We start from the raw sequence: 1830 nt of genomic DNA, 5'->3' as shown, positions 1-1830 counted from the left end.
CAACCAGGGCGCCCTGGTGGTCAACGCCGCCAACCTCGTCCCGGTGGCCTACAGCGCCATCGGCCGCCGCGACGACGAGTTCGCCGTCGTCCGCGCCGGCCTGAACTACAAGTTCGGCTCGTACTAGGACCCGCGACGCTCCCGGCCTCCGGGCCGGGAGTTGTCTCGGCCGGGAGCCGCCTCGGCGGCCCGGCCGCTCAGGTCGTACAGAACCCCGGGTGCCCCTGGCCCCCGGGGTTCTGCCGTTCTGCAGGACGGCGCGCCGTAGGCTATGCCCTCATCCGCGCCAGGGCGACTCACGGATCACGCGACAAAAGTTGCCGGCGTGGAAATGCGGCTCCTTGTCGGCGAGGACGTCGGCCTTGACGTTGCCGAAGGTCGTCTCCGGCTTGTGCCGGATCCCCTCGTAGAACGCCTGGATGATGTCCTCCTTGAAATGCGGGGTCCGCGGATGCGCCCGCACCACGGCCGAGCGCTCCGCGTCGCTGTAGGCGGCGTAGGTCAGGCCGAGCACGTCCATCTCGACCCCGGCGGTGACCAGCGCGACCACCGGGTGCATGTGCTGCGGGATTCCCGGCGTGGTGTGCAGCGCGATGGCGGTCCACACCGTGTCGATGTCGGCCTGCGCGATGCCGTGCTGGCGCAGGAAATCCCGCGCCGCGTTGGCGCCGTCGACCTCGAAGCGTTCATGCGCGCTGCTGTGCTGCGGCGTCAGCCCCATGTCGTGGAACATGGCCCCGACATAGAGCAGCTCCGGATCGTAGCTGAGGCCGCGCTGCTTCCCCGCCAGGGCGCCGAAGTAATAGACGCGGCTGGAATGGTGGAACAGCAGCGGCGATTCCGTATCCCGGACCAGTTCGGTCACCGCCCGGGCAAGCGTGCTGTCGGGAATGGCGACGCCGTCGATTGGATGAGCCATGGCTTTCCCTCCTTGCTGACCCCGAGACGGTAGCCCCGCGCGCCGCGTCCGGAGTTGACGGAACACGTCTCGGACGGACAATTCGTGCGTGCGACGGACGCCGGGGAGGGCATGATGGAGCGGAGGCTGGCGATCGCCGCGGGACCGGGCGTGCAGATGCTCGACGTCTCCGGCCCGTTGGACGTCTTCGCGGAGGCGAACGTCCAGGCCGGGCGGTGCGTCTACCGCACCGAGATCGTCTCGATCGACACCGCCGTCATCCGGACCTCGTCGGGCGCGCGACTGCTCGGGGACCGGACCATCTTCGAGGCCGACGCCGGCGCCCTCGACACGCTGCTGGTGGCGGGATCGCCGGACGCGCCCCATCGCCGTCCGGCCGCCGCCTTTCTCGACTGGCTGCGGCGCACGGCGCCCGCGGCCAGGCGCTACGGATCGGTCTGCACCGGGGCCTTCGCCCTCGCCGAAGCCGGGCTGCTGGACGGACGCCGGGTCACCACGCATTGGGCGGCCGCCGACGCCCTGGCCCGGCGCTACCCCGCGATCCGGGTCGAGCCCGACGCGATCCAGGTCCGCGACGGTCCGGTCTGCACCGCCGCCGGGGTGACCGCGGGCCTCGACCTTGCCGTCGCCCTCGTCGAGGAAGATCTCGGGCGGGACGTTGCCAAGCGCGTCGCGGCGCAACTGGTGATGTTCTTCAAACGCCCCGGGGGCCAGTTGCAGTTCAGCCGAAGCGGCGCGACAGAGCCGTCAGGCCGGGCAATCCTCCAGGAGATCCAGCGCTGGATCGCGGCCACGCCCGCCGAGGATCACAGCGTGGCCCGGCTGGCCGGACGGGCCGGCCTCAGCCCCCGGCACTTCGCCCGCCTATTCCGGAACGAGGTCGGCGTGACGCCGGCCGACTGGGTCGAGGC

The 1830-nt window shown here is 71.3% G+C and carries 2 protein-coding genes and 1 pseudogene; 2 read left to right on the top strand and 1 reads right to left on the bottom strand.

What is annotated here, in order from left to right:
* Positions 1-127, top strand: a pseudogene (locus FV228_RS34530) (porin family protein); the annotation flags it as partial.
* A gap of 150 nt (positions 128-277) precedes the next feature.
* Here FV228_RS34530 and FV228_RS28565 read toward each other — a convergent pair.
* On the bottom strand, positions 278-919 hold the full coding sequence (locus tag FV228_RS28565; RefSeq protein ID WP_147857562.1) for an HD domain-containing protein: 642 nt from the start codon (positions 917-919) through the stop codon (positions 278-280).
* Positions 920-1033: 114 nt separating this feature from the next.
* On the opposite strand from FV228_RS28565, the gene FV228_RS28560 reads away from it, so the two are divergent.
* The coding region (locus FV228_RS28560; RefSeq protein WP_147857563.1) for an AraC family transcriptional regulator at positions 1034-1830 on the top strand (797 nt) is incomplete at its 3' end.

Source organism: Methylobacterium sp. WL18 (assembly GCF_008040015.1).
In the GTDB taxonomy this organism is placed as follows: domain Bacteria; phylum Pseudomonadota; class Alphaproteobacteria; order Rhizobiales; family Beijerinckiaceae; genus Methylobacterium; species Methylobacterium mesophilicum.
The sequence above is the reverse complement of the archived record's forward strand: the minus strand, read 5'-3'. Positions and strand labels throughout refer to the sequence as shown.